Origin of the sequence: Nocardiopsis sp. NPDC058631, from assembly GCF_042716955.1 — a bacterium.
GTDB lineage: Bacteria > Actinomycetota > Actinomycetes > Streptosporangiales > Streptosporangiaceae > Nocardiopsis.
In genome coordinates this window covers 1-7,293 of record NZ_JBHXQY010000166.1, presented here as the reverse complement: position 1 = coordinate 7,293, position 7,293 = coordinate 1, and the positions used below count along the sequence as shown (strand labels likewise).

Genomic DNA, 7,293 nt, shown 5'->3' with positions numbered 1-7,293 from the left:
CTCCTCCCCCCACCTGGGGTAGCCCCGGGCCCCCCCCCCCTCCCGTCCTGAGGGGGTGCGGGCCCTCCCGCCCCCCGAGGAATCCACCGGCACCCGCGGGGACACCCCCCGGCCGCTGCCCCGTCCGCGCCAGCCCACAGGCTCGTGCACGTCTTCTTCGAGGTCACCATGCTTCGTAAGCCCCTTCTGCTCGCAGCCAGGTCCGCGACCTGCCGCACCATCGTCGAGCGCACGCCCATGACCCGGGCCATGGTCCACAGGTTCGTGGCGGGCTCCACCCTGGAGGAGGCGCTCCCCTCCGTCGCGGACCTGGCCAGGGACCGCCACGTCACCCTGGACTTCCTGGGCGAGGACACCACCGACGCGGCGCAGGCCACGGCGACGGTGACCGCCTACCAGGACCTCCTCGCCGCACTGGGCGAGGCCGGTCTGGGAGACCGGGCCGAGGTGTCGGTCAAGCTCTCGGCCGTCGGCCAGTTCCTCGACAGGGACGGTGAGAAGACCGCCCTGGAGAACGCCCGGCAGATCGCCGAGGCCGCCAAGGCGATCGGCACCACGGTGACCCTCGACATGGAGGACCACACCACGGTCGACTCCACCCTGGGGATCCTGCGCGAGCTGCGTGAGGACTTCCCGTTCGTGGGCGCGGTGCTCCAGGCCTACCTGCGCCGTACCGTGGCGGACTGCCGCGACCTGAGCGGCGCCGGCTCCCGCGTGCGCCTGTGCAAGGGCGCCTACGACGAGCCCGAGTCGGTCGCCTACCGCGACAAGGCCGAGGTCGACAAGGCGTACGTGCGCGCCCTGCGTGTCCTCATGGAGGGCGAGGGCTACCCGATGGTCGCCTCGCACGACCCGCGCATGGTCGCCATCGCCGGTGAGCTGGCCCAGCTCAACGGCCGTTCGGCCGACGACTACGAGTACCAGATGCTCTACGGGATCCGCGACGCGGAGCAGGTCCGCCTCGCCGCCGAGGGCATGAGGATGCGTGTCTACGTGCCCTACGGCACCGAGTGGTACGGCTACTACATGCGCCGTCTGGCGGAGCGCCCGGCCAACGTGCTCTTCCTCGCCCGTTCGCTGGTGACGCGCAGCTAGGGAGCGTCGTCCCCCGGACGGCCCCGGGCCCGTGCCGCGCCGAGCGGGCACGGGCCCGCGTCGTCCCACGTCCCCGTCGCGCCGAGGCGGGTGCTCCGCACACCGCGCGGCACCGCCGTCGGCGGCCCGCCCCGTTTCCCAACAGTGATCTGTCCGGTGGAACCCCGTGTCGGTCCCGTGCGTTACCTTGTGGGCAGCAATCCACGCGTGAAAGGCCATTACTAGACATGCGGATGCGGAGTTCCAACCCCGTCCTCAAGCGGGCACTTCAGCAGGCCCCGGCCGGGGCCCCCCACCAGGGGTACGGTCAGCAGGGCTACGGTCAGCCGGGGTACGGACAACCGTACCCGCAGCAGGGTTACGGCCAGCAGTACCCGCAGCAGGGATATCCCCAGCAGGGTTACCCCCAGCAGGGCTACCCGGGCGGACCGGTGCAGGGCGCCGGCGAGCAGCGGATGACCATCGACGACGTCGTCGTGCGCACCGGAATGACCCTCGGTGTCGTCGCGCTCTTCGCCGTCGTCAACTACTTCCTCTTCGACCCCTTCGCTCCGGGCCTGACCCTGGGCCTGATGATCGTCGGTGGCCTCGGCGGCCTGGTGCTCGGGCTGGTGATCGCCTTCAAGCAGATCACCAACCCCGTCGCGATCCTCGCCTACGCGGCCCTGGAGGGCCTGCTCGTCGGCGGGCTCTCGGCGCTCCTGGCCTCGTCCCTGGAGGCGACGACCGGTGACGCCGGTGCGGGCGGAGCCCTGGTCACCCAGGCGGTGCTGGGTACCGTCATCGTGTTCGCCGTGATGCTGGCGCTCTACAAGTTCCGCATCATCAAGGTGACCGACGGCTTCATGAAGGTCGTCATGTACGCCACCATGGGCGCTGCCGCGCTCATGCTGGTGAACTTCGTGGCCAGCTTCTTCATCTCCGGCGGCATCGGGATCCGCGAGCCCAGCCCGCTGGGCCTGATCGTCGGCCTCGTGTTCGTCGTCATCGCGGCCTGCACCCTCGCCCTGGAGTTCCGGGGCATCGAGGAGGGCCTGAACGCCGGGATCCCCGAGAAGTTCGCGTGGCAGTTCGCCTTCGGCCTGACCGTCTCCCTGGTCTGGCTCTACATCGAGATCCTGCGCCTGCTCTGGATGATCAAGACGATCTTCGCCGAGTAGCGACCCTCGGCCGGTGGCCGAGGGGGTTTCACATCGCGTGGCGAGGGGCCGCCACCCGGGAGATCCGGGTGGCGGCCCCTTCGTCATGTCGCGTGCGGTGACGGTCGTGGAACCTGTGGTCAGGCGTTCTCGCGGCGCGGTGCCGGGATCGAACGGTTCCTGCGACGGCGGTCGTACTCCGTCACGAGGGCCTGTGCGTACCACTGGGGCAACTCGTACTCGTCCGCGAGCCAGTTGGACCTGTCCTGGCAGCGGAGCAGCCCCGGTCCCTTGTCGAGGGCGTCGAACCACTCGTGGAGTCCTCGGCCGGTGACGACCGGGATGCGTTCGATGAGCTTGGCGTGGATCTCCGGCGAGTGGGTTACCGACATAGGCACCTCCGGCAGCGCTTTGGTGTGTGGCACTTACCTGCGACCCTGCATCAGGATCACGTCCCGGACAAGCCCCGGTCATCAGCTTTTACCTTGCTGGTGCGGGAACGTTCGCTTGGGAAGACCTGACAGACGATCCCGGATGTGCTGTCGGCGAACCACGCGTGTTCCGGCGACGCCGAGGGCAAGAGGCATCCATGGGCGAATTGTCGGAAATGCCCGAAAATGTGGCAAGGGCCCCCGGGGCCCACCGGAATTCGGAATCCGAAGGGCGGCCGAGGGCCCTCGGGCCGACGTGGAGCGCGGAACCTAGCTGAGACGCTCGAAGATCGCCGCCATGCCCTGGCCGCCTCCGACGCACATGGTCTCCAGGCCGAACGTCCGGTCGTGGAACTGGAGGCCGTTGATCAGCGTCCCGGTGATGCGGGCACCGGTGCTGCCGAACGGGTGGCCGATCGCGATGGCGCCGCCGTTGACGTTGAGGGTGCCGTCGATGTCGATGCCCAGCTGGTCGGCGGAGGGCAGCACCTGTGCGGCGAACGCCTCGTTGATCTCGACCAGGTCGATGTCACCGATGGCCATGTTGGCGCGGGCGAGGGCCTGGCGGGAGGCCTCGACCGGGCCCAGGCCCATGATCTCCGGGCTCAGGCCGGTCACGCCGGTGGACACGATGCGGGCCAGCGGCGTGATGCCGAGCTGGGCGGCCTTGGTGTCGCTCATGACGACCACGGCGGAGGCGCCGTCGTTGAGGGGGCACGCGTTGCCCGCGGTGACCGTGCCGTCGGGGCGGAACACGGGCTTGAGGCCGGCGACCTTCTCGTAGGTGGTGCCGCGGCGGATGCCGTCGTCGGTGCTGACCACGGTGCCGTCGGGGAGGGTCACCGGGGTGATCTCGCGCTCCCAGAAACCGTTGTCGAGGGACTTCTCGGCGAGGTTCTGCGAGCGGACCGCGAACTCGTCCTGGCGTTGCCGGGAGACACCGGTGGCCTGGGCGACGTTCTCGGCGGTCTGACCCATCTCGATGTAGGCGTCGGGCAGCACGCCGTCCTCGCGCGGGTCGGTCCAGGCCGGGGCGCCGCCCTCCTTGCGCTTCTCGGTGCGCGCCTTGGCGTCGGCGAAGAGCGGGTTCTCGTTCTGCGGGTTGTCGCTGCTGCCGTGGGCGAAGCGGCTGACGGTCTCGACGCCCGCGGAGACGAACACGTCGCCCTCGCCCGCCTTGATGGCGTGGTACGCCATCCGGGTGGTCTGGAGCGAGGAGGAGCAGTAACGCGTCACGGTGGTGCCGGGGACCGTGTCCAGACCGAGCTGGACCGCCACGATGCGGGCCATGTTGAAGCCCTGCTCGCCGCCGGGCAGACCGCAGCCGAGCATCAGGTCGTCGATGCCCGCGGGGTCCAGTTGGGGGACCTTGGCCAGGGCGGCCCCGATGATCTGGGCGCTCAGGTCGTCCGGGCGGATGTCCTTGAGCGAGCCCTTGAAGGCGCGGCCGATCGGGGAGCGGGCGGTGGCGACGATGACTGCTTCGGGCATGGGCTTCGTCCCTATCGGTTGGGGTGCTGCGTGCGGGCTGTGGGTTTCGGCCGGGCGATCGGCGCACCGGGACAGGCCACAGCATGTCTTGTTACTGACAAGTAAACCCGTCCGGCGCCTCCGTACGCCACCCGGGGTCGGCCTTCAGGCGGGGTCGCCGGGGAGCTGCGCGGTGTGGGCCTCCCCGAGTTCGGCGGCGCCCTCCTCGCGTTCGTCGTGGGCCCGGAACCGGAAGGGGCTCCGGATGAACGCGGCCCACCGGCCGCGCCCACCCGACGGCTGGTCGCTGACGTGCGCAGCCGCGCGGGAGACCTCCGTGCCGGGAGTCTCCGCGGCGACCACGGCGGCCCGGTCGACGGGCAGGATGCCCCGCGTCCGACGTGCCTCGTCCAGTTCCGGGAGCAGCCCCAGGGAGGCGCAGGCGGAGGGCAGGACCGCGAACGCGGCCTGCGCGTACCCGCGAGCTGACGGATGAAAACGGTCAGGCCCGAACATCGAAGTAGGGTCCGTCCGGAAATCGTGGGAGAGGATGTCGCTCAGGGACACGGTGCGACCGCCGACCTCGGTGACGGCGATCGTCTGCGCCGCGGCGAGCTGCCGCGAGGCCCGGCGGGCGACCGTGCGCAGCGGCCAGCCGATGGGGCGGACCGTCCCCAGGTCGGGACAGGTCGCGACGACGACGGCGGTCCCCTGGCCGACCAGCGCCCGCACGATCTCGCGCAGCCGTGCGACGGCGTCGTTGGGGCGGACGCGGCGGATGACGTCGTTGGCGCCGATGAAGACGATCGCCACGTCGTAGCGCGCACCCGGTTCCAGAGCCCGTGCGCGTTCGGCCTGGGCGGCCAGGTTGGCGGAGGTGGCACCGGGGGAGGCGGTGCAGCGCAGGCGGACCGGGCGCTCCGCCGCCGCCGCGATCCCGGCGGCGAGCAGGACACCGGGAGTCTGGTCGGCCCGGGCGACCGCGAACCCGGCGGCGGTGGAGTCGCCCATCATCAGCATCCGGACCGGTGGCCCCTCGCCGTCGCCGTAGACGCCGTTGACGACCGGGCGGTCCCACTCCGTGGTGCCGACGGCGCGGCGGGCCCACCTCGCCTGGAGGTAGAGGAGCGCGACCGTGCCGCCCCCCACGAGTGTGAGTCCGCCGCCACCGAACGCGGTGGCAGCGGCGATCCGCCGTGCGCGTGCGGCTCGCAGCACAGGACGACCTCCGAGTCCTCGGACCCGCCTGCCCTGGGCGAGCCGGTTACGTGCGAGGCTACCGGCGGGGAACCCGCGGGTCACGTACCTGCGCGGCACACCCTCCGCTCCTCGGCGCGGGGGAGGACGGGCGTCCGGGTGAGACCGCCCGAGCCCCGGGCACCGTACGGCGCCGCGGCACACGGACCCGGGAACCGCCTCCGACAGTCCGCGGGGGCGGGCCCGGGGGCCGGTCCGCACCGCGTTCCACGCGCCGAACACCCTGGTGGGAAACGTTAGAGTCGGGGTGGGACGGGCCGGACCGGCCCATGGCCCCGGTCTCGCCGCCGGGGCGAGGACACGGCGGGCCGAAGACCCGGTCGCCACGATGCTGAGGGAGCACAAGTGCGGGTACACGACTCACTGATCGACCTGGTGGGGGACACCCCTCTCGTCCGGTTGCGGAAGGTCGCGCAGGGGCTCGCGCCGACGATCCTGGCCAAGGTCGAGTACTTCAACCCGGGAGGATCGGTCAAGGACCGCATCGCTCTCCGCATGGTCGAGGCGGCGGAGAAGAGCGGTGCGCTCCGCCCCGGCGGAACCATCGTCGAGCCCACCTCCGGGAACACCGGTATCGGCCTGGCGATCGTCGCGCAGGAGAAGGGCTACCGCTGCGTCTTCGTCTGCCCCGACAAGGTCGGGCCGGACAAGCTGTCCGTGCTGCGCGCCTACGGCGCCGAGGTCGTGGTGTGCCCGACCACGGTCGCCCCCGAGCACCCCGAGTCCTACTACTCGGTCTCGGACCGGCTGGCCGGCGAGATCCCCGGCGCCTGGAAGCCCAACCAGTACGAGAACGCCGAGAACCCGGAGTCGCACTACCACTCCACCGGACCGGAGATCTGGGACCAGACCGAGGGGCGGATCACCCACTTCGTCTCGGGCATCGGCACCGGAGGCACCATCAGCGGCACCGGCCGGTACCTCAAGGAGGTCTCCCAGGGCGCGGTGAAGATCATCGGCGCCGACCCCGAGGGCTCCGTGTACTCCGGCGGCACCGGCCGCCCGTACCTGGTCGAGGGCGTGGGCGAGGACATCTGGCCCGGCACCTACGACACGACCGTGTGCGACGAGATCGTGGCGGTCAGCGACAAGGACTCCTTCCTGATGACCCGCCGCCTCGCCCGCGAGGAGGCCCTCCTGGTCGGCGGCTCCTGCGGCCTGGCCGTCGAGGCCGCGCTGCGCGTGGCCAAGGACGCGGGGCCCGACGACGTCATCGTCGTCCTGCTCCCCGACGGCGGACGCGGTTACCTCGGCAAGATCTTCAACGACGAGTGGATGTCCGACTACGGGTTCCTGACCGCTGACACGGAGGAGGCCACGGCCGGGGACGTCCTCGGCGCCAAGGGCGGCGCACTGCCCGACTTCGTGCACAGCCACCCGGACGAGACCGTCGGCACCGCCGTCGCGATCATGCGGGAGTACGGCGTCTCCCAGCTCCCCGTCATGAAGGAGGAGCCTCCGGTCATGGCCGCCGAGGTGGTGGGCTCCATCGCCGAGCGCGACCTCCTGGACGCGCTGTTCGACGGCCGCGCCCAGCTGGACGACGTGGTCGAGACACACATGGGCAAGCCGCTCGCCACGGTCGGCACGGGCACGCCGGTCGGCGACTGCGTGCGCCTGCTGCGCGGTTCCGGCGCCCTGGTGGTGCTGCGCGACGGCAAGCCGGTGGGCATTCTCACCCGCCAGGACCTGCTGGCCCACCTGGCCTCCTAGGCCGTGTTCCGCGGACCATTGCGGGCTCGCGTCGCCCAGGCTGCCTCTCGCCGCGCCGCGGTCTCTACCGGTCCCCGCGGTCGACCGACCTTCCGCAGGGCCTCCACGGGCCCCGGGACGCGTTCCCTCCGGACGCCGGCCCGGGGCCCCGGGGGGGGGGGGGGGGCCGCCCAACCCGTAAACGGACA

The 7,293-nt window shown here is 71.5% G+C and carries 6 protein-coding genes; 3 read left to right on the top strand and 3 right to left on the bottom strand.

Features of this window, described 5'->3' with window-relative positions:
• Positions 1 to 168: 168 nt before the first annotated feature.
• Together ACFWTE_RS29280 and ACFWTE_RS29275 are read left to right on the top strand one after the other, a co-directional pair.
• Positions 169 to 1,095, top strand: a complete 927-nt coding sequence (locus ACFWTE_RS29280; protein ID WP_378783158.1) for a proline dehydrogenase family protein — start codon at positions 169 to 171, stop codon at positions 1,093 to 1,095.
• Positions 1,096 to 1,322: 227 nt separating this feature from the next.
• The gene (locus ACFWTE_RS29275; protein WP_378783157.1) at positions 1,323 to 2,255 is read left to right on the top strand and encodes a Bax inhibitor-1/YccA family protein; all 933 of its coding nucleotides are present in this window, start codon (positions 1,323 to 1,325) and stop codon (positions 2,253 to 2,255) included.
• A 119-nt stretch (positions 2,256 to 2,374) separates the two neighbouring features.
• Here ACFWTE_RS29275 and ACFWTE_RS29270 read toward each other — a convergent pair whose 3' ends face one another.
• From ACFWTE_RS29270 to ACFWTE_RS29260, 3 genes are all read right to left on the bottom strand, one after another.
• Positions 2,375 to 2,626 carry a DUF4287 domain-containing protein gene (locus ACFWTE_RS29270; RefSeq protein ID WP_378783156.1) on the bottom strand — a complete coding sequence of 84 codons (252 nt, stop codon included), beginning with the start codon at positions 2,624 to 2,626 and terminating at the stop codon, positions 2,375 to 2,377.
• 309 nt (positions 2,627 to 2,935) lie between these two features.
• Positions 2,936 to 4,156 (bottom strand): acetyl-CoA C-acetyltransferase, encoded by a 1,221-nt coding sequence (locus tag ACFWTE_RS29265; protein WP_378783155.1) that lies wholly within the window; start codon positions 4,154 to 4,156, stop codon positions 2,936 to 2,938.
• Between the two features lie 144 nt (positions 4,157 to 4,300).
• Positions 4,301 to 5,353, bottom strand: a complete 1,053-nt coding sequence (locus tag ACFWTE_RS29260; protein ID WP_378783154.1) for an SGNH/GDSL hydrolase family protein — start codon at positions 5,351 to 5,353, stop codon at positions 4,301 to 4,303.
• Positions 5,354 to 5,737: 384 nt separating this feature from the next.
• Between ACFWTE_RS29260 and ACFWTE_RS29255 the strand changes: the two genes are divergently transcribed.
• Complete coding sequence (locus tag ACFWTE_RS29255; protein ID WP_378783153.1) at positions 5,738 to 7,105, top strand: cystathionine beta-synthase; 1,368 nt, start codon at positions 5,738 to 5,740, stop codon at positions 7,103 to 7,105.
• Positions 7,106 to 7,293 lie beyond the last annotated feature (188 nt).

Excerpts from the sequence above, each read along its gene's own strand:
- ACFWTE_RS29265 (WP_378783155.1), bottom strand. The coding sequence starts at position 4,156 with ATGCCCGAAGCAGTCATCGTCGCCACCGCCCGCTCCCCGATCGGCCGC.
- ACFWTE_RS29270 (WP_378783156.1), bottom strand. The coding sequence starts at position 2,626 with ATGTCGGTAACCCACTCGCCGGAGATCCACGCCAAGCTCATCGAACGC.
- ACFWTE_RS29280 (WP_378783158.1), top strand. The coding sequence starts at position 169 with ATGCTTCGTAAGCCCCTTCTGCTCGCAGCCAGGTCCGCGACCTGCCGC.
- ACFWTE_RS29275 (WP_378783157.1), top strand. The coding sequence starts at position 1,323 with ATGCGGATGCGGAGTTCCAACCCCGTCCTCAAGCGGGCACTTCAGCAG.